The organism is Chryseobacterium hilariae, from assembly GCF_051400735.1.
Lineage (GTDB): Bacteria > Bacteroidota > Bacteroidia > Flavobacteriales > Weeksellaceae > Chryseobacterium.
Genome location: NZ_JBLFFJ010000003.1, coordinates 527,187 through 549,073, shown reverse-complemented (window position 1 = coordinate 549,073; position 21,887 = coordinate 527,187). Strand labels below are relative to the sequence as shown.

The window sequence follows — 21,887 nt, the reverse complement described above, 5'->3', positions numbered from 1 at the left end:
ATCAATATTTCAGTTATTACAATAAAAAAAGCCATCTCCTTAGGAAATGGCCTTTGAATTTTTTAATCTGAATGATTATTTTTTCTTAGCACCAGAAACTGCATTGGATAAATCAGCTCCAGCTTTGAATTTAGCAACTTTTTTAGCAGCAATTTTGATCGGTTTTTTAGTTGCAGGGTTGATCCCTTGTCTAGCAGCTCTCTCAGCTACTGAGAAAGTACCGAATCCTACTAAAGAAACTTTTCCATCTTTTTTCTTTAGGGTAGTAGTTACATTACCAATGAATGATTCTAAAGCAGCTTTAGCTGCAACTTTAGTGATTCCTGCATCTTTTGCGATTGCGTCGATTAATTCAGACTTGTTCATAATTTTTAATATTAAGTTAGTTCGTAATTATAGCAAATATAATACTATTTTATAATTGTGCAATTATTTTATTAAAAGTTATAAAATTTTTTTACTTTTTGATGAAAACAGTTAAAATATGATAATTTGATTTTTCACGTAAAATCTACGTTACCGCTCACTAAAATCATGCCAAATGCTTATGAGTATTGACTTTAGCAAAAAAATAATATTATTTTCTGTATTTATTAAATCCTAAATTTCGTGTAAAGTATTAATATTTTTAACGATATGTTTGCTGATTTTACAAATAATAGCCTGAAAGCTTGTGTAATACAAAATTAAATAGCTCGGTTTATGGGAGTTTTAAAATGATTCCAAAAGCCCGATTTATAAATTTTTATTAATAAATTTGCAGAATGTTAATAGAAGTTTTCAAGTCTAAGATCCACAGGGTACGGGTTACGGCCTCAGACCTTAATTATATTGGGAGTATAACGATCGACGAAGATCTTATAGAAGCTGCCGGTCTGGTAGTGGGAGAAAGAGTCTATATCGTCAATGTAAATAATGGAGAACGTTTTGATACCTATGTTATCAAAGGGAAAAGAAAATCCGGGGAAGTATGCTTAAACGGACCTGCTGCAAGAAAAGTACAGAGAGATGATATCATTATCATCATTGCCTATGCACAGATGACTCCCGAAGAAGCAAAAGCATTCCAGCCGAAAATTGTTTTCCCGGATGAAAAAACAAATCTTCTAACCTGATCCATGGAAAAGAAACCAAAGAATCCTTTAAAATCAATACTAACAATAGTAATATCGCTTGCTTTTGCAGGCTTTTTTTTATGGCTAGCCTTAAAAGGTCTTGATTTTAAAGTGATCAAGGTATCTTTAGCAAAGGCAAACTATCTGTGGGTATTGTTTGCGTCTGTTTTCGGTATATTGGCTTACTGGTTCAGAGCTGTGCGCTGGAATCTGATGCTGGAACCGATGGGACATAAAATATCTAACTCAAATTCACTTTGGTCTATATCTTTCGGATACCTGATGAATCTTACCATCCCGAGAAGTGGTGAAGTAGCAAGAGCTACGGCTTTATATGGTGTGGAAAAAGTTCCTGTTGACAAATCTTTTGGAACCATTATTCTGGAAAGGGTAGTAGATCTTATCTGTATGCTGGGATTTCTGGGGCTCACAGTAATATTTAAGTTTGATGCAATCATTTCATTTTATAAATTTGTTACGGAGCAAAAAGCTAAAAAAACTAAATTTGAACCTAATTTTGTTGAAAGATTATTAATGAAAATTGGAGTTAAAGATTTTGATTCATTCTATTTTTATTTAAAAATTTCAATAGGTTTATTACTAATATTAGGTTTAATAGTTTTTTATAAATACAAGAAAGAAAAAGTAATCAATTTTGGAAAAGGAATCCTTCAAGGCCTAACTTCTATATTTAAATTAAAAGAAAAAGGGAAATTCATCCTTTATACTATAGGAATATGGGTTTGCTACTATTTTGCAGCTTATCTTGTGTGCTTTGCACTGCCTGAAACCTCTAATTTTACTATTGCAGACGGCTTTTTCATTATCGTTGTTGGTACCTTGGGAATGATCGTTCCTGCAAGTGGCGGAATTGGTGCATTTAATCTGGCCATGAAGTACGGATTTATGGCTTTATTTATCTCAATGGGGAAAAGTGCTGAGCTAGGAGGTGAAATGGGACTGACCTATTCATTTATTTCGCTACCTCTTCAGATCACCATTATGTTGGTGATGGGGTTTATTTCTATTCCAATGTTAGCTAAAGCAAGAGAAAAAGCAGTTTCTGAAAAAGAATTTGAAAATTAAGTTCACCAATAACTTTTAATAATACGGGTCCAATTTTATAATTGGACTTTTTTTATGTTAAAACCCTATTAAAATGAAGCATTACCACATGCTGTTCACTTTTTTATCAATAAATTTGGTCAATCCACAAATCACATTTATCTTAAACAAAAAATAATTAATAATCTAAAACACTATGGCAATTAATTTACAGAAAGGACAAAAGATCGAGATAGGGCTTACAAAAATGACGATAGGACTGGGTTGGGACCCAAATGAAGGGACCGGCTTCGATTTCGATCTGGATGCTTCTGCCATCATGATTGATTCCGACAGAAAATTATTAAATGAAGAATGCTTTGTTTTCTACAATAACCTGCAGTCTCCCGACGGTGCACTGACCCACACAGGAGACGATCCGAGCGGTAAAAACAGTGACGGCGATGATGATGAGGCAATTATCGTAGATCTTGAAAAAGTAGATCCCCGAGCTGAAGAAATCCTTTTCGTAGTAACCATTGAAGACTTTGAAAGAAGAAAGCAGAACTTTGGCCAGGTAAGAAATTCATACATCAGAATTGTGGATAACAGTAACGGCCAGGAGATCGCAAAATATGAGCTGGATGAAGATTTCTCTATCGAAACAGGAGTAGAATTCGGAAGATTATACAAAAGAAACGGAAGTTGGAAATTTGAAGCATCAGGAATCGGCTACAGAGCAGATCTGGCCTTTTTCCTTGAGAAATATTACAAAGGACAGATCATTAAATAATTATATTTTCAAATACACAAAAACGATAACTATGGCAATTAATTTACAGAAAGGTCAGACGATTGATTTAAGAAAAAATGACCGTGGCGAAAGTGTTTACGACCTTTCAAAAGTAACGATCGGTTTAGGATGGGATGTAAGGAAACAGGGAGGTTTCTTTGGGAAGCTCTTCAGTAAAGAAGCAGAATATGATCTGGATGCCGTTGCATTTCTTTTAGACGGAAATGGCAAAGTGGCCAACCTGGGAAAAACGATGCAGACTAATGAAGGAAGGCAGATCGCGCTTTATCAGGGTGATGTGATTTTTTTTAATTCCATGCAGCATCCAAGCGGAAATATATGGCTGACCGGAGATAACAGAACCGGTGCCGGAGATGGAGATGATGAGCAGATTATCGTTAAACTGGATCAGCTGGATGAAAGTTATCAGAAAATATTATTCCTGGTGACTATTTACCAGGGAAAACAGAATAACCAGCATTTCGGAATGATCGAGAATGCCTTTATCAGAGCGGTAGATGCCAAAGGGAAAGAGATTACAAAATACAGCCTTTCAGGAGATGCAAGTATGAACGGAAAATGCGCGATGGTTTTTGCCGAAGCCTACCGTCATAATGGTGACTGGAAATTCCGAGCTATTGGAGAACCACATCAGACCGATAACTTTATTGAGATCCTGAAGCAATACGCATATTCCAATTAAACCCAGATTTTTATCAAACATAAGGCCGGCAGGAAGTTTTCAACTTCCGCTGCCGGCTTCAGAATTAACACCATACCATGAGCAGAAGATTATTAGCATACTTTTTACTGGATACTTCCGGTTCTATGAACGGAGAACCTATCCAGGCACTCAATAATGGATTTAACGGGCTGATAAGCATGCTCCGTGCAGATCCACAAGCGATGGACAGCCTTCATCTGAGTGTGATTACTTTTGACCGTGAGGTTAAGAATATCATTCCTCTGACTGATCTGGCCAGTTTTTACCCTATGGAAATCACCTGCCCGGACAGCGGACCTACCCATACCGGTGCGGCTCTGGAAATGGTTTCGGAACTGGTGAAAAAAGAACTTGTTAAAGGATCTTCAGACGAAAAAGAAGACTGGCGGCCGCTGCTGTTCATATTTACTGACGGAAAGCCTTCCGATATCCAGAAATACAGACAGATGATTCCGGTGATAAAAGAATTGGAATTTGGAGCTATTGTAGGCTGTGCTGCAGGCCCTAAAGCAGATGAGCAGTTCCTGAAAGAGCTTACAGATCACGTGGTAAAACTGGATACTACAGATGCAATCACGCTTTCTTCATTTTTCAGATGGGTAAGCTCTTCGATCACAATGGGAGGAAAATCACAGGGAACGGGAGAAAGCACACCGCTGCCGCCACCACCGTCCGAGCTTAATATTATAATCTAAATTACTTGTCTTTATAAATCATGAGAAGACTTCCTATTTATTTTTTAGTCGATGTATCCGAATCTATGGTTGGAGAGCCTATTGAGCAGGTGCAGGAAGGTATTGCCAATATCATCAGAGAATTAAAGAAAGATCCGTATTCATTGGAAACGGTCTATATTTCCATTATAGGTTTTGCCGGAGAAGCAGAAGTTATTACGCCCTTGCAGGATATCATCAGTTTTTATCCGCCAAAGATCCCGATTGGGAGTGGAACATCGCTGTCTCAGGGTCTGATCAAAGTGATGGATTGCATAGACAGGGATATTGTGAAAACTACCTACGAAAGAAAAGGCGACTGGAAACCTATTGTTTTCCTTTTTACGGACGGAGTTCCTACCGATGATGCGACAAAAGCTATTGAAAGATGGAATAATAAATATCACGGGAAATCCAATACTATAGCGGTGTCTATTGGTGAAAATACCAACTATAAGCTGCTGGGAACTTTATCAGACAATGTTTTATTGTTCAATAATTCTGATGAAAACTCCTATAAAGAATTTTTCAAATGGGTGACAGATTCCATTAAAACAACCAGCCAGAGTGTTACAGAAGCCAATAAAGAAGGAATTAACCTGTCTAAGATCGATTCTATTATTCTTGAAAAAGTAGATCCTGAACTGGAGCAGAAGTTTCCGGACAATAACTTTGTTGTCTTAAACGGAAAATGCTCAGAAACGGAGAAGCTGTATTTGATGAAGTTTAAAAAAACATTTGCCGAGTCAAGTATACCTGGAATGTCTACAAGATATTACAGACTGGATGGAGCCTATAAAATTGATGAAAAAGCCTATGTGAGGCTTTCATCTTCCCAGAAAAACAACCTTAAAATTTCCATCGAAGAGCTTCAGGGAGGAACCTCATGTCCTCATTGTGCCAATCCCGTTGCGCTGGCAACCTGTTCTTGCGGAGGAATTCATTGTCTGAAAGGAGAAGGATATAATAAATGCCCCTGGTGCGGAACTTCAGATTATTATGGATTTTCCAGTGAAGGATTTGATATTAACAGAACATTAGGGTAACGGCAGAAAAACCTATTCGGAAGCCAAAGGAAAACACCATGGAAAAAACTGTGATTTACAGAGAAAAAGAAGAATTTAAAGAAGTCCATCTGGTGCTTAAAAATGCCAGTTCAAAGCAGTTTTATGAATACCGTTTTGAGATGGAAGACTTTCCGAATATCAGGATCAAAAACATCGTCAACCTTCGGGAAACAGGACTAACCTTCGAAAACAATACAATATCGGGAATTCCCTATGTAAACAGTGTTCATGATCTTGATATTGAATTCTACCATATCTATGATGAAAACTGTTTAGAAACCAAAAAGGTACATTTATTTGTCAATGCTGATCCAAAAGATCTGTGGAAAAATATTCCTGCTGATATAAATGCTGTTTTCTTCAAACCTGATGAGGCTTCTTACAAAGGCCGTTTTTTAAACAAAAAAATTGCTGTCGTATCCAAACGGGGACGCTCTCATGCCCATGAAGGAAAATTCAGGGATGATGATTTTGCTGTGAACAAACTTCCTGAAGGATGGAACATTGTTTCAGTTGCTGACGGTGCAGGTTCTGCTTTAATGGCAAGAGAAGGTTCCAGATTGGCTGCATCTTCAGTAAACAGTTTTTTTAATTCAGAAGAGATTTTATCCCAAATCGAAAAAAATATTGAAATCGTTTACAGTACCTCTGAATCACAAGAAATGCAGTCCGAAGCCAGAGGAAATATTATAAGAACTCTGTATGCGGGAATACTGAACGTGTATAATGTTTTGGACAAAACGGCCACAGAAAACTTTTTTTCTATAAAAGATTTTCATACTACATTGGTTTTTGCACTGACAAAAAAGTTTGATTTCGGATATGTAATTCTTACTTTTGGAGTAGGAGACTGCCCAATCAACCTCATTAGTCCTGATTTTTCTAAAGTAAAACTTCTGAACCGCATGGATGTGGGTGAATTTGGAGGTGGAACCCGTTTTATCACGATGAAAGAGATCTTCAGTGATGATATGGCTTCAAGATTTGGAATCACCTGTGTGAATGATTTTTCTTATCTCGTACTGATGACCGATGGTATTTACGATCCGAAATTCATGACAGAAAGCCGGCTTGAAGATATCGACAGCTGGAAAACATTTTTTAATGACCTTGCAGGAAATAATGATGACCGTACAAAAGTAGACTTTGCCAGTGATGCAGACATTGATCAGCAGCTTCTGGCATGGACCGATTTCTGGAGCCGGGGAAATCATGATGACAGAACACTGGCCATAATCTATTAAGCATGAAAAAGACCATTCAAGTTGTTTCTATTCTGGACGCAGCAAAATCCTATGAATATGTGGATGAAAGCCCTATCCGGGGCGGAGTGAAAGATGTTTATTTTTCGCCGGACAGAGAATATGTGGTGGCTTTTTACCGAGATCCTCTGGATGCCGGACAGAAAGAACGTATTATGAGAATAGTCTCCACTTATCTTGGAAATATACAGAACGGAAACTCAGCGGATTACTTTCTGAACGAAATATTCAGATGGCCGTATGATATTGTAGAAAAAAATAAGCTGACAGGAATTGTGGTTCCTGTTTATCATAAAAAATTCTTCTTTGCGAAAGGATATATCGGATCAGATAATATTCAGGGTCAGGATAAAGTTGGAAAATGGTTCACTGCTCCCATGTTCAGAAACCAGCAGTATCCGTTGAGGCTGGATCATTCAGAACTTGGGGATTGGCTGAGCTATTTTCAGATTACCATCAATATCAGCAGGGGTGTGAAAAAGCTTCACCAGATGGGATTGGCACACTCCGATCTTTCCTACAATAATATTCTGGTAGATCCGGTGACGAAATCGGCCTGTATTATTGATATAGACGGATTGGTTGTTCCGAAATTATTTCCACCGGAAGTGATTGGAACCGCAGATTTTATTGCGCCTGAAGTTTTAAAGACCAAACATCTGAGCATGCAGGATCCCGACAGGCATCTGCCTAATCAGAAGACCGATCTTCATGCATTAGCCGTGCTCATCTATATGTATCTTTTCCGGAGACATCCTTTAAGAGGAGGAAAAATATGGGATCTTGATTCTGAAAAAGATGAGATCATTTCTATGGGTGAAAAAGCTTTATTCATAGAGCATTTCCGGGATCCATCCAATCAGGTAAAAGCTGAGCACCTCAGAAAATGGGATGCATTCTGGGGCGATCCTCAAAAAATTCCGTTCACAGCGGCAGGTCCTTATCTTTCCGAACTGTTTAAAAAAGCATTTATAGACGGGCTTCATGATCCCATCAGGCGCCCTACAGCCAATGAATGGGAAACTGCACTATTGAAAACAGCTGATCTTATACAACCCTGTCACAATCCGGAATGTACAGAAAAATGGTATGTCTTCGACAACAGCAGCAATCCAAAATGCCCTTTCTGTGGTACTCCGCATAAGGGAACGCTTCCGGTTTTGGATCTCTATTATAAATTTGATGAAGATGTATGGAAGCCCGAAAACCACCGACTGATGGTATATAACAACCAGTATTTATTCAAATGGCACGTGTCAAGAAGGGTGATCCGAAATGAAAATCTTACCCTACAGGATAAAATGCCGGTCGGGTACTTCACTTTTCATGAAGGAAGATGGGTATTGGTCAATCAGAGCCTGACTTCGATGAAAGACGTTACCGAACAGAAAGAAATTTCACCCGGCTCTATGGTGGAACTGACGGATGGAAAGAAAATACTTTTGTCTGCCGAAGAGGGAGGCAGGCTCATCTTTGTTACTTTAGCCAATCAATCATAAAAAATCTACAGATTTTTTAGAAACTTAAATGTACTCTTATCCACAAAGTATTTAACTTTTAAAATCACTTAAGTGTTTAATATCTTTTATGACTTTTTATGGTTGAAAAATTTAGTTGGATGGGGCTTCGAGAGCTTAGCCCTCAGAAATATTTGTCGTTGGTGACCTTGTGTGATCAGTGACTCTTAGAGCCCCCTTGAAATTCCATAAAAAAAGAACGCTCATCCTCATCCACAATCCTAAAGCCTAAACTCTTGTATAAATTTTGGGCTTTATTGGTCTTTAAAACACTTAATGAAACTGTTTTTCCTTCTGCTGAAGCTTCTGCCAGGATATCACTCAGAATAGTTTTGCCGAGTCCTTTTCCCTGTTGTCCGGGATCAATCTGAAGCTGCAGAACCTCTGTTTTATCTTCAGCTCTGTTGATTTTCAATAATCCGACAGGTTCATTATTCTAAAGAATGATATTCGCTTTTTCGAACTGATAAAGAATTCTCTGAAGCGTTGTCTCCCTGTCTGTCGGAAGTTGGGAATCTGCATAATGCGGATTCATGGTCTTCGTTCTTAGGTCAAGAAGATAATCAATATCGTTTTCCGAGGCTTTTCTATAGGTGATATTTGTGTTCATAAGTTGTTTTTGAGCTCGGGGTGAGCAAGAAAATTATTTTAACGGTGAATACACTTTCGAATTCTTTTGGAACTGATATTTTAAGATGGCGATATTCAGGATGTAATTCTGACATTTTGCAGTTTTCTATTCAAATTCTTTTTTCCATTTTATAGTTGGTAATACCAATCCCTTTTACCTTGACGGTTTGCTCCTGGACTACTTTAAAAAAAATCTTTTCAAAGAAGGATCTCGCCGTTTTGCTTACATCTGCAGTCAGTGTTTTCTACTTTCAAAGTATGGTTGTTGATTACTTTTGTTATGATCATGACCTACTGATGTCCGGATGTGAGGAGAATTTTAGATAGTATCTGGATGGAAGTGTGCTCGATTATTGTATGAAATTAAAACATTTAAGCCTAACATAAATTATGAAGTGTGAAGCTGAATAATTGATCCTTTATAAAATTTAGTCAGGTCATACAGATCCCCGAAATAGCGCTGCAGAGCAGGATCATTGTTCTGATAAGATCCATTCTTCTGAAACTGGTCTTCTGCAAGAGCATACAGTGAAGGATAATCTGCTTTTAAATAATGGGAAAGAACCGTACAGTTCCCTTTTTCTTTTAAGGAAATATCTGTGAAAAATAATCCATAAACAAGGAATTGATTAAAATTCTGGGAATCTGCCATGAAATTCAGGTTCTGTTTAGAATATTTTTCATATTCTGAAAGCATTTTCTGGAACGTTTTCACATTTTCTTTTTTAGGAATTTCATAAAAAAGATCAAGTCCGTGAATAAAAAGCTGGGTTTTAACTTCTTCCCGGTCAGTCGGGTAAACACTACTGAACCATGTAAAAATACTTGAAAGCTCATCTTTAGAAAGGTTTTCTACAGAATCTTTTACTTTATTTTTGATGATCTCAAGACTTACTTTTGCATCATCCTGAAGAAAGTTTATGATATTTTCTTCCTCGCGGCAAAGTTTATTGTACAAATTGATTTTGGCAATATTAGGATTGGTTTTGATAAAATAAAGTTCTTCTGCCATTGCTTTGTACCACAAATCTTTTTTGTAAAGTGGTAACTAAAGATACAAAATATGTAGTGATTAAAATTAAAAATGTTATGCAGTGAATTATTAATCATATTTATGTTTTTATGAAACACTCTTCTGTTTTCTTCAGAATCTTTAAATTTTGCTATAGCATATCCCTGTTTTTCAATGTTTTTTATAAATTTTTTTAATCATAGGTTCTTTAACCATATTTTCAGTTTTAAAATAAGACATTCTTTTAGATTGATACAGATTAAAAAAATAGATAGATTTATCTATTTTTTATGTAGATTTGTAAAAAATTTCAAATGAAAAAAGAGAAAGTACAGGAAAGAATTATCAGAGTGGCCTCAGATCTTTTTTACAGACAGGGGTTTAATTCAACCGGGATCAATCAGATTATTGCCGAAGCTGATATTGCGATAGGCTCGCTGTACAATCACTTTTCTTCCAAAAACGATCTTCTTCAGGCTTATCTTACCAAAGAAGAACTTGAATGGTTCAAAGGGTTTGAAGAGCATTCTGCAAAAGTTTCCGGGCCAAGAGAAAAAATATTAGCATTGATTGATTACCGTAAAAAATTACAGGTATCATCAAAATTTGCAGGCTGTCATTTCATCAAAATTGTTTCGGAAGTAGGAGACAGCAGTCCGGCAGTTTCTGATTTTGTAAAGCAGCACAAACTGAAACAGAAAGAAATGATCAGAAAGCTGACCGGTGACTATGCAGAAAATAAAAAAAACATTAATGCAGATCTGATTACAGAAAATATTTTCCTGCTGATAGAAGGAGCTGTAGTAACATCTACGATCAATAAAAACCCAGATTCTTTTGATCAGATCCAAAAAATGATTGAGGCCCAGCTGCCTTAATTTTTTTTTCTTATTTTAAAATAGATATATCTATATAAAAATGAATTATAAATATTTGAAACTGATGGTTATATTATCCGGCCAGTTGCTTACAATCATGGATATTTTTATCATTAATGTGTCCATTCCTTCAATTCAGCGGGATCTTCATGCTTCTAACGGAGAAATGCAGCTGATGATTGCGTCTTATTTAATTGGTTTTGCTTCATTTCTGATCACAGGAGGAAGGCTCGGGGACTTGTATGGAAGGAAAAAGATATTCATGATTGGCTTGTTGTTTTTTATGTTGAGCTCTGTTGCATGTGGAATTTCTTCTGGTGCAGCACTTCTTGTTATCTCCCGTTTCATTCAGGGGATCAGTGCAGCTTTGATGTCTCCGCAAGTGCTGTCGATGATACAAGTGCTGTTTGCCGGGCATGAAGAAAGAACAAAGGCGATGGGCTGGTACGGGATCACGATTGGGGCAGGAACTGTTCTGGGGCAGTTTCTGGGTGGCTATTTTTCATCAATGTCCCTGATGCAGGAATCATGGAGACTTATTTTTCTCATCAATATTCCGGTATGTCTTCTCGCCCTCTTTTTCAGTCAGAAAATATTAAATGAATCTAAAATTTCAGCAGAAAAAAGTACTTTCGACTTTTTGGGTGTGATGATACTGGTTGCCGGGCTTTTCTGTTTTACCTATTCGCTTACTATGTCTGAGCATCAGGGAATTCAGGTTAAAAGCATAATAATGGCCATGGTTTCAATACTTTTATTAATTTATTTTATTAAAAATCAAAAGGTGAGGATTAAGCATGGGAAATCTTACCTGATGGATTTCGGTTTATTTAGGTATAAAAATTTCAATCTGGGTATACTGGCAGTTTCTTTTTTCTTTATAATGCTGGATTCTTATTTTTATATCCTGTCGCTGTTTTTCCAGGACGGATTGCACATAGGATCAATGACTGCAGGAGGAATTATTGTTTTCCAGGGATTGGGTTTTATCCTGGCCTCTCTGTTTTCTGCAAAGCTTATTTTAAAGTACGGCAAAACCTTCTTAATTGCCGGATTAGGTTTGATTATAGCGGTTCTTCTCCTGCAAATCCTTTTATTTGATACAGAAACTTCTTTTTTTATGCTTTGTCTGCTGCTGTTTTTTCATGGTTTAGGCGTTGGATCCATTATTCCTTCACTGGCTAATATCGCTTTGTCAGGTCTGCCTCAAACACTTGCCGGAAATGCTTCGGGAGTTTATAATACTTTTCAGCAGGCTGCTGCGATAGTAGGAATTATTATAGTAGGAAGCATATTCTATTATTTCTTAGGAGAAAAACCTTCACCACAAAATTACCGCAATGCTTTTTCCATCGCTTTGGGTGTCAATATTATTTGTCTTTTTATCGTTTTAATTTCAATCGTAAGGGTTCCGGAGTACATACTTCCTAAAAGAAAATAGCCTGAAAAATATATGACTCATATGTTCAGAATTTGATTCTAATACTTCTTTTAGAAATGAATCATGAATTCATAATCAGCTATTTTTTTAACTGACTGCAATGCAATTTTTGCCATACTTCTGGTGATTTTTAACTTGTTTGTTTTGAAGTCTGTTATTTTATCAAATGCTGCTGGAAATACACAAAATGATGCTCAATAGACCTGCTCCAGTACTCCGTGTTATGGTCATCCGGTTGGCTGATAAATGTTACCGGAATCTTCAGACTTTTGGTCTGTTGTTTCAGACTGATGGAATTTGAATATAGAATATCTTCTGTTCCACAATCAAAAATAAAGGCTTTCTTAAAACCCGGATGCTGTTTCAAAAGGGTTGATATACTGAACTGATTCCAGTTTGTGGTTTTCGGATTGCCCAATTTTGTTGTTAAATCCTCCGGCATTCTGTTATTCTGCCAAAATTGCTGGCTTACCTTCTGAAAATTAGGATAATCAATTTCTAAGGCTCCACTTGTGGAACCTGCCGTATTAAAGTAGTCAGAATGTAAAATGAAATACCGCAACGCTCCATAACCGCCCATGCTCAAACCGCTGATGAAAATATTTTTGTTATCAATATTAAATGAATGATGCACTTTAGGGACTAACTCTTTAAAGAAAAAATCCTCATACTGCGAATTTCTGTTGATCGGACTGTTGATATAATAAGAGGTAAAACCGTCTGGAGTAACAATAATAAAGCCGTACTGATCAGCGAGTTTTTGCAAGTCTGTAGTTTGCGACCACTGTTTGTAATTTTCGCTGTAACCATGTAAAAGATAAACCAAAGGAAATTTTTCTGTTTTGTTATATGCTTTGGGCTTAAAAACCAGAACAGTGTCGGGTTGTGCCAAATGTTCAGATTTTATAATCCATTTTTCCTGTGCCTTTGATGAAATGGCTGCCAGTAATCCAATCATTATACTTATTGCTTTGTTCATATTTCGTATTTTTATTGCAAAATTCAGCAAGCAATTTGTGGTGTGCAATAACGAACAAAATTGTGAGCACCCAAAAAATGACAGTTATGCGTAAAGAAAATTCAACCAATGCGATTAATGAACAGTTTTTGTTTCAGGTTTGTGAATTAAATTCAGCAATAGCAATGATTAGCGGCCGGTGGAAGTCACAAATTGTTTATTCCATTTCACAGGGGAACAACCGCTTCCATTTGCTGAAAAAGGAGTTGCCGAATATTTCCGAACAGGTTTTAGGCCGCCAGCTTAAAGAATTGGAAACACATGCAGTCATTGTCAAAAAAGAAATCCCTGAGACTGTGCCTGTAGGAGTTAAATATGTTTTAACCAACAAAGGCCAGGATCTGATTCCTATTCTGGAAAGCCTTTGCGATTGGGGGAAAACGTATGCCGAAGGTAAAGAAATTTCAGTTTGTCCTCTGGCTTAAAATAGTGTTATGACATTATTCTGGTTATAAATACAAAAAAAGAAGCTGCCAATCTGCAGCCTCTTTTGATTTATTCCGTTATTGTCGGATTAGTTTTCCTGTCGAGCAAGATGATTATGATTCAGTTTATTTTATCCAAATGCTCTCTTCAGTAAACTCTCCACTTTCGGCTCACTTCCCCTGAAGCTCTTATACAGTTCCATCGGATCCTTTGTTCCGCCTGAAGAAAGAAGAACCTTGTATTTTGCAGCCGTTTCAGGATTGAAAATTCCGGTTTCTTTAAAATACTGGAATGCATCCGCATCCAGAACCTCTGCCCATTTGTAAGAATAATAGCCTGCGGAATATCCGCCCTGGAAGATATGTGAAAAGCTCGGGCTCATAGCCGTTTCAGGATTCACAGGATAAAGCGAAGTGGCTTTTGTATATTTATCTTCAAATTCTTTCACACTCACAGTTTCCAATTCTCCAACTTTCGTATGGTAGTTCATATCCAGAAGCCCGAAACCAAGCTGTCTCATGGTTTGATAACCTTCCATAAAGCTTTTAGACTGTTCAATTTTTTCGATCTTTTCATCAGGAAGTACTTCACCTGTTTTATAATGTTTGGCAAATGTTTTTAAAAACTCAGGCTCATAGCAGAAATTTTCCAGAAACTGAGATGGCAGTTCCACGAAATCCCATTTCACAGAAGTTCCGGAAAGGCTTGGATATTGTGTATCCGCCATCATCCCGTGAAGCGCATGCCCGAATTCGTGAAATAAGGTTGTCACTTCCTGGAATGTCAGTAAGCTTGGAGTATCTTTCGTTGGCTTGCTGAAATTACAGACAATAGAAATATGCGGCCGGGAGTTTTCGCCGTCTTTTTTATACTGATTTTTATAGCTGGTCATCCATGCTCCGGCTCTTTTGCCTTTTCTTGGAAAATAGTCTACATACAGCAATGATTTGAAATTTTTTTGTGTATTTCCGCTTCCTGTCTCAGAAACTTCATATACTTTTACATCCTCATGGTATTTCGGAATATCATTTCTTTCCTCAAAGCTGAGTCCGAAAAGTTTTCCTGCCAGGCCGAAAACAGCTTCCTGTACCTGGTTCAAGGGGAAATACGGCTTCAGCTCTTCATCATTAAAATCATATTTTTGTTTTCTCAGCTTTTCTGCGTAGAACGTGTGATCATAACCCTGTAATTCATCTATTCCGTCTGCTTTGGCAAGAGATTTCAGCTCTTCAATCTCTTTATCTGCATAAGGCTTTGCTTTCGTTAAAAGTTCATTTAAAAAATCAAAAACTTTTGCCGGAGATTTTGCCATTCTTTCTTCGAGAACATAATCTGCATAATTCTGATAGCCTAATAATTCAGCTTTTTGCTGCTTTAATTGCAGAAGCTCCTTGATGAGCTCCTGATTGTCGAATTCTCCACCGTCAAAAGATTTTTTACCATTGGCCAGAGTAATTTCCTTTCTCAGCTCACGGTTTTCAGCATACGTCATGAACGGAATATAGCTTGGATACTGTAATGTAACTACCCAGCCTTCCAGTTCTCTTTCTTTCGCTTCTTCAGCATATTGTTCAAGGATGGCTTCCGGAATTCCAGCCAACTCTTCTTTATTGGTAATATGTTTAAAATAAGAATTGGTAGATGCTAAAACATTCTGCCCGAACTGAAGTGACTTCAAAGACAGATCCATATTGATCTTCTGCAGCTTTTCTTTATCCTCCTCATTTAGCAGGGCACCGCTTCTTACAAAACCTTTATAAGTTTCGTTCAACAGCATTGCCTGTTCCTCAGTCAGATTATATTTTTCTTTTTCGTCGTATACTTTTTTGATCTTACTGAAAAGAGCTTCATTTTGAGAGATCTTTGAAGAATATTCGGTTAAAAGCGGAGAAACTTCCTGAGCTATTTTTTGAATTTCGTCACTTGTTTCTGCAGAATGTAAATTGAAAAAAATATTCGAGACCACATCCAGCTGATCACCTGAATAAGCCAATGCTTCAATAACATTTTTAAAAGTAGGCGCCTCAGGATTGCTGACAATAGCATTGATTTCGTCTTCAGATTTTTTGATCAGTTCCCTGAAGGCAGGAAGAAAATCGTCATTTTTAATGCCATTAAAAGGCGCTGCATGATATGGTGTACTGAATTTCTCTGTTAAAATATTCATTTTTCGATTTTTATGTATGGTAAATTTAATGATTCATTGGAATTCAGAGCTGGAATGCACAAAAATAATGCCCGGATATCAAGATGTGACAAAAAAGTTTTATCTTTAATAATCTTGTCATATGAAAAGAGGTGGCGAGGGTGGAATGACTAATTTTGAAAGCAGGGAATTATACACTATTGAATTAAATATGCTAAGTGTTAAAAAGCTAAAAAAACAACTCAAAATAAATCAAAAACTATGAAAACACTCTTAAAAATCCTTGGCGTAATCATCCTTTTAGCCGTTGTATATGCAATTATTGCAATGTTGGCTTTTGATAAAAATTATCATTTTGAACGATCAGTTGTAATCAATGCTCCGAAAGAAAAAGTATGGCAGCATGTGGGCTCATTAAAAGAATACAATGTCTGGGACCCTTTTTCCAAAGCAGACAAAAATATCATGATCACCTATTCCGGAGCCGGCGACAAACTGGGAGATTCCTACCACTGGAAAGGGAATGATCAGGTAGGAGAGGGCGAGCAGTCCATCACTGAAATTGTACCCAATGAAAAATTAATTACAAAACTTCATTTTATCAAACCTTTTGAAAGCGATGCTAAAACTGTTTTTGTGCTAACTCCTGACGGAAACGGAACCAAAGTAACCTGGGCAATTGATTATGAACTGACTACCATGATGAAGATCATGAAACCTATGATGGATATGAATATGAAAAAGATGTTTGATCAGGGGTTGGGAGATCTTAAAAAGATTGCTGAAAAATAAAGATATAAGCCTTGTAGAAATGCAAGGCTTTTTTTACTGCCTTTTTGGGACCACACATTTTATTATCCGGGCTCAGGTTATTTTAAAAAATTATTATCTTTATGTAAAGATTAGATTCATGGAGAAGATCGTATTTGAAAAAAGTGATATAAGAGATTACGTAAAAACAGTGATTTCTGAAAAAATAGAAAAACTTAAAAATTTTATTGAGTTTACCCTGGAAGCAAGCCGTGATATTAAAAAGACCCCAAAATATGACAGTATGAGGGAAGAAATGCAGGAAGAAATTTATCAGATGCAGCGTCAGCTAGGTGCTTTGAATGATCTTAAAAGAAATATGTCAAAAGTTCTGAATACCTCTACAGAAAAGATACAGCTGGGCTCTCTGGTAATTACTAACAAAGCCCGTTTCTATATTTCGGTTTCATTAGGAGAATTCTTTTATGAAGGTGATCGGTTTTACGCCATTTCCCCGGAAAGTCCTATGGCTAAAAAAATGATGGGCATGAAATCCGGTGATGCTTTTACATTGAATAATATCCATCAGAAAATTGTAGAGGTGATTTGATTGCGCGTGCAAGAAGCAAGAGCCAGGAATCAAGAGTTAAGATACCTGGTTTCAGATTTTTGCAGCTTTAAACTCAATTGTGCTGAATATTTTCCTTAGCTAATTTGTAAATCATACTCTTAAACTATCAAATTCTCAAATCCTGTAAAATCTTATCCGGAATGTAAAATGTACATAAAACGAAGCTTACTGCTGAAAAATCTGGCATAAATCAATGTAATGCATTCAATTACATATTGTAAATTTGCAATATGAATAATGCAGAAATTTTAAAAAACATCATAGAACAAAGGAGAAGTATATTCCCGAAAGATTATTCCGAAAACGAAATATCTCAGGAAATTATAGATGAAATTTTACATTCAGCAACCTTGGCTCCTAATCATAAGCGTACAAAACCATGGCGTTTTAAGGTTTTTAAAGGAGGGGAAAAATCAAAATTAGCTTCAGAAATGCAGGCTATTTACAAAGCTACGCAGCCCGAACAGATTTTTCTGGAGAAAAAATACCAGGATATCGGCTTCAAAATCAATAAAGCTGATACTGTCGTTTCCATAGTGGTCAATTTCAGCGGCATGGTTCCTGAATGGGAAGAGATTGCTGCTGTTTCCATGGCGGTTCAGAATATGTACCTTACCTGTACCGCAAATAATGTAGGCTGCTACTGGAGTTCTCCGGCAATTGTAAGCCACCTTAAAGAATCTTTAACCATCGAAGAAAACCAGAAATGCCTTGGCCTTTTCTATATGGGAAAGGTAGATTAAAGTAACCATGTAAAAGTTGACCAATTTACCAATGAATTTTTAGTTAAGAAAAATAAAAACAATGTTGTATTGCCAGATTGATAAATTGTTACATTTAATAATTGTTGAATAAAAATTTTTATTTATCTTTGCACTCTTAAATATTTAACTGGGACGAGTTCCCATAAAATTCACAACATTATGTCAGTAAAAATCAGATTACAAAGACACGGTAAAAAAGGTAAGCCTTTCTTCCACATCGTGGTTGCAGATTCTAGAGCTAGAAGAGATGGTAGATTCATCGAGAAACTAGGAACTTACAACCCAATTACTAACCCTGCAACTATCGATTTGAACGTTGATTCTGCTGTAAAGTGGTTAAACAACGGTGCTCAGCCAACTGATACTGCAAGAGCAATCCTTTCTTATAAAGGTGCCCTTTACAAAAAACACTTACAAGGTGGTGTTGCTAAAGGTGCTTTTGATGAAGCTGAAGCTGAAAAAAGATTCAATGCTTGGTTAGAATCTAAAGAACAAAAAGTACAAGGTAAAGTTGAAGGTTTATCTAAAGCTCAGGCTGACTCTAAGAAAGCTGCTTTAGAAGCTGAAGCTAAAGTAAACGAAGCTAGAATCGCTGCTGCTGTGCAAGTTGAAGCTGATGCTAAAGCTGCTGAAGAAGCTGCTAATGCACCTGCTGAAGAAGTTGCTGAAGCTACAGAAGGAGAAGCTCCTGCTGCTGAAACTGAAGAAAACACTGAAGCTTAAGAATAACCCTGTATGCGTAAAGAAGATTGCTATTTATTAGGAAAAATCACACGCAGACATGGCCTTGCGGGAAACGTTATCCTTAAACTGGATACCGACCAGCCCGAGCTTTACAATAAATTGGAATCAATATTCGTTGAAATCAACGGATTATTGGTTCCTTTTTTTATTGCAAAATCAGCATGGAGTAAAAACGATGCGCTGAATCTTGCGTTTAAAAACTCTTCCGAGGCATTGGTAGACCAATCCTTAGGAAAAAACGTCTACTTACCGCTTTCTACACTTCCAAAACTTTCAGGAAAGCAATTCTATTATCATGAGATCATCGGTTTCGATATCCTTGATGAAAATGATAGGGAATGCGGTGTGATAAGATCCGTAAATGATCAGACTGCCCAAAACTATTTCGTGACCAATCTGGACGGAAAAGAAGTAGTAATTCCGATCATCAAAGACTGGATCCTTGAGGTGAACAGAGAAGAAAGGTTCATCAAAATGCAGCTTCCGGAAGGACTTATCGATGTCTTTTTAGTGTCTTCTAAAAAAGACGAATAATTTAAAACCTGGCAGACTTGCCCTACTTTTAAAAGTTCTCATTATTTCAATTACTCATTACTTATCACTCATTATTCATAATTGAGGGTAATAAATAATCCTGTACAATTTTATCGGCCTGTGAATGAGCGTAAGGTTTGTTATAAGCTTTAGCCGTAACAACAATCACAACAGGTATTTCTGTGAAAATAATAATTTTGTTTCCTCCGTTTCCACTGGACTGATAAGCTTCAAAATTTTGTTTTCCCACTTGATAAACCTTCCTCCAGAACAGATATCCGTATCCCTCAAAATTCTTATCATTTATGAAATAATTGGTGAAAGATTTCTTTATCCAGCTTCTGTCAATAAGCTTCTGACCATTCCATACACCATTATTTTTATAAAGCTGCCCGAATTTTGCAAAATCCAGCGTTCTCATCCGCAGACCACCAGCCAGAGAAGGCTTCTGCTGGGGAGTCAGCTGCCATTTGTAATTCTTAATCCCAAGCGGTTGAAACAACTTCTTTTCAGCGTAGTTCTGCAGACCTTCGGGAACCGTTTTATCTAAGATATCCCCAGTTACGACAACACCTGCCGTAAAATAATTCCAGTTTTTTCCCGGTTTGTTTTCTGTGATAGGTAAATCCAGTGCAAATTTCACCCAATTCTCTGTAGGGTACATATTTTCTTCATTTCCGGGAGAGCTTTCATCAGAATCATTTCCGTCAAACCCAGAGCTCATCGTCAGAAGATTTTTAATGGTAATGCTGTCTTTTTGTAGGGAATAATTTTTGAACTGTTTCAGGTCATAAAATTCTTTCAGCATCTGGTTTTCACTTTTGAAATATCCGTCTTTAATGGCAATTCCCATCAAAGCCGAAGCAAAAGACTTACCAACAGAACGCGTATCCTGAAGGGAATCTCTCCCGGAATTGCTGAAATATTCTTCCAGAAGGAGCTTTTCATTCTTGATGATTACAATACCTGTAATATCCCGGAATCTGTTTTCTGCAATTTTTTTGTTCAAAAGCCTGATCCTTTCTTCATCCGGTTTTTCATCAGACACTATCCATCCGCTGCTGGGCTGTATTTTTTGTATGGCAATTTGTTCCTCCGGAATATTTTTATGAGGAACCGTTAAATGAATTTCCCCGGCTGCAATGGTATTTCCTATCTTTAATGATGTAGTTTTTAAATAAGGCTTGATTTCAATTTTTAAAAGATGGTTTCCTTCTTCCAGCGCATCAATACCACCATTGGCAAGATAAAATCTCATCCACATATATCTTCCCCATGCATCTTCATTTTTTGAGCTCAATAAAGGAATTCTTAATGTGGTTTTCTTCTTTTTATCTTCCGGCATTCCGGCTCCGGGATTCAAATTTTCGGTATAAATTAATTTTCCGTCAACGTAGAAGGTGAATTGATAATTTCCTTTTTTTAGTAATTCATCGGGTGATAATGAAGAATCCATCTGATGGAGATAATTAACCAGAGAATTGTCCATAAAAACACGGATGTCAAGATCTTTATCTTCCTGAAATATTGTTGTCTTAAGAAAATCAGATTCTTTTAACTGATCTAAAGCAATAGTTTTGTCCAGGAAAATAACTTTGCTGATGTATTTTTTATGAAGAGGGTTTATAATCGCATCAGGATCTGTAATATTTTTGGACTGACCTGAATAAAGTCCTGAACCAAGAAGCAAAACAAATAGCAGTATAGATTTCATTCTAATATTTTATCTGAACAAAAATATAAATCGATTTTCAGAAAAAATAGAATGAAATTAACATATTTACCTCTTCATTAGGTTTTTGTATTGCAAAGGAGTAATTCCTGTATTTTCTTTGAAAAGCCTTATGAAATGGCTTTGATCTGCAAAACCACATTCCAGAGCTATCTCTGCCAAGGATTGATGAGTATTGATGAGATTAATGGATTTATTGATCTTCAGTTTTTTGATGTACGCTCCTAAAGTACAGTGAAAATGTTTACGGAAATCCCTGCTCAAATGAACCGGATGAACATCCAGGCTTTTTGAAAGTTCTGTAAGACAGAGTTTTTCTGTGAAAGTTTCGTGAAGTATCTCATCAATTGTATTAACCCATCCCGGCTTTTTATCAGAACTCCGGCTTTTCTCGGATAATTGACCGAAAATAGTAAGCAAAAGCTCATGAACAGACAGCTCAAATGATAGATCACTAACTTTTGTTTCCTTGAAGATCCGGTACATTAATAATTTTAAAGCAGGATTTTTCAAATTAAAGCTCCCTTCAAGAGAATCTTTTGGGATCTGAAACTTTTCAAACCAGTCTTCCGTGAGTTCAAGATGAAATCCTCTCGTAAAAATTTCAGGCTTGATGTTGTAGTGAGCATCTTCCCAATGATGATAAAGCAGTGTTCCGGCCGGGCAGTCATAAGTTTCTTTTTTGTTTCCTTCCGTCATATTTCCCTGCAGCAGAAAAGTGAAATAAGCATTTTCGTGATAATGCCAGTCAACGTAAGAATGTGTATACTCCGTATCCGTGATGGTTAGTCCATCGAAACGCAGGGTTTCATTGGTTTTCCCGAAAAATTCACCATTATGAAGGTTTTTCATGCTATAGTTTTTGTTTTAAATTTTCAATCTGATCATACATTTTTATTGAAAATATTTTTCTGTCGCGGTTTCCGGAAGTGTTCAGAGACTTTGA

General features: G+C 36.8%; 23 protein-coding genes and 1 pseudogene. 16 read left to right on the top strand and 8 right to left on the bottom strand.

Going from position 1 to position 21,887, the window contains the following annotated elements; translation table 11 throughout:
* Window positions 1–75: 75 nt before the first annotated feature.
* Window positions 76–366 carry an HU family DNA-binding protein gene (locus tag ACMGDK_RS12275; RefSeq protein WP_002976900.1) on the bottom strand — a complete coding sequence of 97 codons (291 nt, stop codon included), beginning with the start codon at window positions 364–366 and terminating at the stop codon, window positions 76–78.
* A 398-nt stretch (window positions 367–764) separates the two neighbouring features.
* On the opposite strand from ACMGDK_RS12275, the gene panD reads away from it, so the two are divergent.
* The 8 genes from panD to ACMGDK_RS12235 all read left to right on the top strand — a co-directional run bounded on the left by panD (window position 765) and on the right by ACMGDK_RS12235 (window position 8,217).
* Window positions 765–1,115 (top strand): aspartate 1-decarboxylase, encoded by a 351-nt coding sequence (panD, locus tag ACMGDK_RS12270; protein WP_306843255.1) that lies wholly within the window; start codon window positions 765–767, stop codon window positions 1,113–1,115.
* Between the two features lie 3 nt (window positions 1,116–1,118).
* Window positions 1,119–2,201, top strand: a complete 1,083-nt coding sequence (locus ACMGDK_RS12265) for a lysylphosphatidylglycerol synthase transmembrane domain-containing protein (RefSeq protein WP_436808220.1) — start codon at window positions 1,119–1,121, stop codon at window positions 2,199–2,201.
* A gap of 175 nt (window positions 2,202–2,376) precedes the next feature.
* Window positions 2,377–2,952, top strand: a complete 576-nt coding sequence (locus ACMGDK_RS12260; RefSeq protein ID WP_436808219.1) for a TerD family protein — start codon at window positions 2,377–2,379, stop codon at window positions 2,950–2,952.
* A gap of 31 nt (window positions 2,953–2,983) precedes the next feature.
* A complete protein-coding gene (locus ACMGDK_RS12255; protein WP_436808218.1) occupies window positions 2,984–3,655 on the top strand; it encodes a TerD family protein in 672 nt (223 codons plus the stop codon).
* A 77-nt stretch (window positions 3,656–3,732) separates the two neighbouring features.
* Window positions 3,733–4,371: a vWA domain-containing protein gene (locus ACMGDK_RS12250; protein WP_436808217.1), complete on the top strand. Its 639-nt coding sequence runs from the start codon at window positions 3,733–3,735 to the stop codon at window positions 4,369–4,371.
* A 20-nt stretch (window positions 4,372–4,391) separates the two neighbouring features.
* The gene (locus ACMGDK_RS12245) at window positions 4,392–5,435 is read left to right on the top strand and encodes a TerY-C metal binding domain-containing protein (protein ID WP_436808216.1); all 1,044 of its coding nucleotides are present in this window, start codon (window positions 4,392–4,394) and stop codon (window positions 5,433–5,435) included.
* Window positions 5,436–5,473: 38 nt separating this feature from the next.
* Entirely contained in the window at window positions 5,474–6,700 is a 1,227-nt protein-coding gene (locus ACMGDK_RS12240) for a PP2C family serine/threonine-protein phosphatase (protein WP_436808215.1), read from the top strand.
* Between the two features lie 2 nt (window positions 6,701–6,702).
* The gene (locus ACMGDK_RS12235) at window positions 6,703–8,217 is read left to right on the top strand and encodes a helix-hairpin-helix domain-containing protein (protein WP_436808214.1); all 1,515 of its coding nucleotides are present in this window, start codon (window positions 6,703–6,705) and stop codon (window positions 8,215–8,217) included.
* A 175-nt stretch (window positions 8,218–8,392) separates the two neighbouring features.
* Here ACMGDK_RS12235 and ACMGDK_RS12230 read toward each other — a convergent pair.
* The 3 genes and pseudogenes from ACMGDK_RS12230 to ACMGDK_RS12220 all read right to left on the bottom strand — a co-directional run.
* A pseudogene (locus ACMGDK_RS12230) lies at window positions 8,393–8,659 on the bottom strand (GNAT family N-acetyltransferase); the annotation flags it as partial.
* A gap of 12 nt (window positions 8,660–8,671) precedes the next feature.
* Complete coding sequence (locus ACMGDK_RS12225; RefSeq protein WP_436808213.1) at window positions 8,672–8,845, bottom strand: hypothetical protein; 174 nt, start codon at window positions 8,843–8,845, stop codon at window positions 8,672–8,674.
* A gap of 408 nt (window positions 8,846–9,253) precedes the next feature.
* Entirely contained in the window at window positions 9,254–9,877 is a 624-nt protein-coding gene (locus ACMGDK_RS12220) for a hypothetical protein (protein ID WP_436808212.1), read from the bottom strand.
* Window positions 9,878–10,191: 314 nt separating this feature from the next.
* Here ACMGDK_RS12220 and ACMGDK_RS12215 point away from each other — a divergent pair, with 314 nt between their 5' ends.
* Both ACMGDK_RS12215 and ACMGDK_RS12210 read left to right on the top strand, forming a co-directional pair.
* Window positions 10,192–10,755 carry a TetR/AcrR family transcriptional regulator gene (locus ACMGDK_RS12215; protein ID WP_436808211.1) on the top strand — a complete coding sequence of 188 codons (564 nt, stop codon included), beginning with the start codon at window positions 10,192–10,194 and terminating at the stop codon, window positions 10,753–10,755.
* A 40-nt stretch (window positions 10,756–10,795) separates the two neighbouring features.
* Window positions 10,796–12,196, top strand: a complete 1,401-nt coding sequence (locus ACMGDK_RS12210; protein ID WP_436808210.1) for an MFS transporter — start codon at window positions 10,796–10,798, stop codon at window positions 12,194–12,196.
* A gap of 154 nt (window positions 12,197–12,350) precedes the next feature.
* Here the strand turns inward: ACMGDK_RS12210 and ACMGDK_RS12205 are convergent, their stop codons facing one another.
* A complete protein-coding gene (locus ACMGDK_RS12205) occupies window positions 12,351–13,175 on the bottom strand; it encodes an alpha/beta hydrolase (protein ID WP_436808209.1) in 825 nt (274 codons plus the stop codon).
* 86 nt (window positions 13,176–13,261) lie between these two features.
* On the opposite strand from ACMGDK_RS12205, the gene ACMGDK_RS12200 reads away from it, so the two are divergent.
* Window positions 13,262–13,639: a winged helix-turn-helix transcriptional regulator gene (locus ACMGDK_RS12200; RefSeq protein WP_436808208.1), complete on the top strand. Its 378-nt coding sequence runs from the start codon at window positions 13,262–13,264 to the stop codon at window positions 13,637–13,639.
* 131 nt (window positions 13,640–13,770) lie between these two features.
* Here the strand turns inward: ACMGDK_RS12200 and ACMGDK_RS12195 are convergent, their stop codons facing one another.
* The gene (locus ACMGDK_RS12195) at window positions 13,771–15,807 is read right to left on the bottom strand and encodes a M3 family metallopeptidase (RefSeq protein ID WP_436808207.1); all 2,037 of its coding nucleotides are present in this window, start codon (window positions 15,805–15,807) and stop codon (window positions 13,771–13,773) included.
* Between the two features lie 240 nt (window positions 15,808–16,047).
* On the opposite strand from ACMGDK_RS12195, the gene ACMGDK_RS12190 reads away from it, so the two are divergent.
* The 5 genes from ACMGDK_RS12190 to rimM all read left to right on the top strand — a co-directional run bounded on the left by ACMGDK_RS12190 (window position 16,048) and on the right by rimM (window position 19,209).
* Entirely contained in the window at window positions 16,048–16,578 is a 531-nt protein-coding gene (locus ACMGDK_RS12190; protein WP_436808206.1) for an SRPBCC family protein, read from the top strand.
* Between the two features lie 118 nt (window positions 16,579–16,696).
* The gene (locus ACMGDK_RS12185; RefSeq protein ID WP_260542815.1) at window positions 16,697–17,146 is read left to right on the top strand and encodes a hypothetical protein; all 450 of its coding nucleotides are present in this window, start codon (window positions 16,697–16,699) and stop codon (window positions 17,144–17,146) included.
* Between the two features lie 251 nt (window positions 17,147–17,397).
* Entirely contained in the window at window positions 17,398–17,910 is a 513-nt protein-coding gene (locus ACMGDK_RS12180) for a nitroreductase family protein (protein ID WP_436808205.1), read from the top strand.
* Between the two features lie 180 nt (window positions 17,911–18,090).
* Window positions 18,091–18,654 (top strand): 30S ribosomal protein S16, encoded by a 564-nt coding sequence (locus ACMGDK_RS12175; RefSeq protein WP_436808204.1) that lies wholly within the window; start codon window positions 18,091–18,093, stop codon window positions 18,652–18,654.
* A 12-nt stretch (window positions 18,655–18,666) separates the two neighbouring features.
* On the top strand, window positions 18,667–19,209 hold the full coding sequence (rimM, locus tag ACMGDK_RS12170; protein WP_436808203.1) for a ribosome maturation factor RimM: 543 nt from the start codon (window positions 18,667–18,669) through the stop codon (window positions 19,207–19,209).
* A 64-nt stretch (window positions 19,210–19,273) separates the two neighbouring features.
* Here the strand turns inward: rimM and ACMGDK_RS12165 are convergent, their stop codons facing one another.
* Both ACMGDK_RS12165 and ACMGDK_RS12160 read right to left on the bottom strand, forming a co-directional pair.
* Entirely contained in the window at window positions 19,274–20,923 is a 1,650-nt protein-coding gene (locus ACMGDK_RS12165; RefSeq protein ID WP_436808202.1) for a serine hydrolase domain-containing protein, read from the bottom strand.
* A gap of 66 nt (window positions 20,924–20,989) precedes the next feature.
* Entirely contained in the window at window positions 20,990–21,793 is an 804-nt protein-coding gene (locus ACMGDK_RS12160; RefSeq protein ID WP_436808201.1) for an AraC family transcriptional regulator, read from the bottom strand.
* Window positions 21,794–21,887 lie beyond the last annotated feature (94 nt).

Excerpts from the sequence above, each read along its gene's own strand:
- ACMGDK_RS12275 (WP_002976900.1), bottom strand. The coding sequence starts at position 366 with ATGAACAAGTCTGAATTAATCGACGCAATCGCAAAAGATGCAGGAATC.
- panD (WP_306843255.1), top strand. The coding sequence starts at position 765 with ATGTTAATAGAAGTTTTCAAGTCTAAGATCCACAGGGTACGGGTTACG.
- ACMGDK_RS12265 (WP_436808220.1), top strand. The coding sequence starts at position 1,119 with ATGGAAAAGAAACCAAAGAATCCTTTAAAATCAATACTAACAATAGTA.
- ACMGDK_RS12260 (WP_436808219.1), top strand. The coding sequence starts at position 2,377 with ATGGCAATTAATTTACAGAAAGGACAAAAGATCGAGATAGGGCTTACA.
- ACMGDK_RS12255 (WP_436808218.1), top strand. The coding sequence starts at position 2,984 with ATGGCAATTAATTTACAGAAAGGTCAGACGATTGATTTAAGAAAAAAT.
- ACMGDK_RS12250 (WP_436808217.1), top strand. The coding sequence starts at position 3,733 with ATGAGCAGAAGATTATTAGCATACTTTTTACTGGATACTTCCGGTTCT.
- ACMGDK_RS12245 (WP_436808216.1), top strand. The coding sequence starts at position 4,392 with ATGAGAAGACTTCCTATTTATTTTTTAGTCGATGTATCCGAATCTATG.
- ACMGDK_RS12240 (WP_436808215.1), top strand. The coding sequence starts at position 5,474 with ATGGAAAAAACTGTGATTTACAGAGAAAAAGAAGAATTTAAAGAAGTC.
- ACMGDK_RS12235 (WP_436808214.1), top strand. The coding sequence starts at position 6,703 with ATGAAAAAGACCATTCAAGTTGTTTCTATTCTGGACGCAGCAAAATCC.
- ACMGDK_RS12225 (WP_436808213.1), bottom strand. The coding sequence starts at position 8,845 with ATGAACACAAATATCACCTATAGAAAAGCCTCGGAAAACGATATTGAT.
- ACMGDK_RS12220 (WP_436808212.1), bottom strand. The coding sequence starts at position 9,877 with ATGGCAGAAGAACTTTATTTTATCAAAACCAATCCTAATATTGCCAAA.
- ACMGDK_RS12215 (WP_436808211.1), top strand. The coding sequence starts at position 10,192 with ATGAAAAAAGAGAAAGTACAGGAAAGAATTATCAGAGTGGCCTCAGAT.
- ACMGDK_RS12210 (WP_436808210.1), top strand. The coding sequence starts at position 10,796 with ATGAATTATAAATATTTGAAACTGATGGTTATATTATCCGGCCAGTTG.
- ACMGDK_RS12205 (WP_436808209.1), bottom strand. The coding sequence starts at position 13,175 with ATGAACAAAGCAATAAGTATAATGATTGGATTACTGGCAGCCATTTCA.
- ACMGDK_RS12200 (WP_436808208.1), top strand. The coding sequence starts at position 13,262 with ATGCGTAAAGAAAATTCAACCAATGCGATTAATGAACAGTTTTTGTTT.
- ACMGDK_RS12195 (WP_436808207.1), bottom strand. The coding sequence starts at position 15,807 with ATGAATATTTTAACAGAGAAATTCAGTACACCATATCATGCAGCGCCT.
- ACMGDK_RS12190 (WP_436808206.1), top strand. The coding sequence starts at position 16,048 with ATGAAAACACTCTTAAAAATCCTTGGCGTAATCATCCTTTTAGCCGTT.
- ACMGDK_RS12185 (WP_260542815.1), top strand. The coding sequence starts at position 16,697 with ATGGAGAAGATCGTATTTGAAAAAAGTGATATAAGAGATTACGTAAAA.
- ACMGDK_RS12180 (WP_436808205.1), top strand. The coding sequence starts at position 17,398 with ATGAATAATGCAGAAATTTTAAAAAACATCATAGAACAAAGGAGAAGT.
- ACMGDK_RS12175 (WP_436808204.1), top strand. The coding sequence starts at position 18,091 with ATGTCAGTAAAAATCAGATTACAAAGACACGGTAAAAAAGGTAAGCCT.
- rimM (WP_436808203.1), top strand. The coding sequence starts at position 18,667 with ATGCGTAAAGAAGATTGCTATTTATTAGGAAAAATCACACGCAGACAT.
- ACMGDK_RS12165 (WP_436808202.1), bottom strand. The coding sequence starts at position 20,923 with ATGAAATCTATACTGCTATTTGTTTTGCTTCTTGGTTCAGGACTTTAT.
- ACMGDK_RS12160 (WP_436808201.1), bottom strand. The coding sequence starts at position 21,793 with ATGAAAAACCTTCATAATGGTGAATTTTTCGGGAAAACCAATGAAACC.